This window comes from Thiohalocapsa marina (assembly GCF_008632335.1).
Taxonomy (GTDB): domain Bacteria; phylum Pseudomonadota; class Gammaproteobacteria; order Chromatiales; family Chromatiaceae; genus Thiohalocapsa; species Thiohalocapsa marina.
In genome coordinates, this window is the sequence record NZ_VWXX01000086.1 from 1 (window position 1) to 765 (window position 765).

The window sequence follows — 765 nt, forward strand, 5'->3', positions numbered from 1 at the left end:
CTCGCGGCCATCCTCACCAGCCTCGGGCTGCGCGTGGATGCCGCGGCCAGCGGCGAGGAGGCCCTGACCCGGCTGCGCGAGGCCCTGGATGACCCCTACCAACTGGTGCTGCTGGACTGGTGCATGCCCGGGCTCGATGGCGTGGCCACGGCGCGCGCCATCGAGCAGAGCAGCGATATCCGCCCGCCGCCGACCCTGCTCATGGTCACCGCCTACGGGCGCGAGGAGGCCGTGGCCGCTGCCGCAGGGGTCGACATCCGCGGCTTCCTGAACAAGCCCGCCACCCCCTCGGACCTGCTCGATGCCATCCTGCGCGCCCTCGGCCGCAGCAAGGCGGCCCAGCTGCGGCCGCGCCACGACCGTGGCGCCGCCACCGAGGACCTGGCCCGGCTGCGCGGGGCCAAGGTCCTGCTGGTGGAGGACAACGAGATCAACCAGGAGCTGGCGCTGGAGCTTCTAAGCAGCAACGGCCTGCTGGTCGCGGTGGCCAATCACGGCGAGGAGGCCCTGGCGCTACTGGATCAGGAGCCCTTCGACGGCGTGCTCATGGACTGCCAGATGCCCATCCTGGATGGCTACGAGGCCACACGTCGGCTGCGCCAAGACCCGCGCTTCAAGGATTTGCCCGTTCTGGCCATGACCGCCAATGCCATGGCCGGCGACCGCGAGAAGGTGCTCGCCGCCGGCATGAACGACCACATCGCCAAGCCCATCAATGTCGCCGAGCTGTTCTCGACCATGGCGCGCTGGATCAGGCCGTCTGCG

The 765-nt window shown here is 70.3% G+C and carries 1 protein-coding gene; it reads left to right on the forward strand.

The genetic code is table 11. The features are described 5' to 3' along the window. Positions 1-765, forward strand: a 765-nt coding sequence (locus tag F2Q65_RS19295; protein WP_150095019.1) for a response regulator, incomplete at both ends; no start/stop codon positions are given.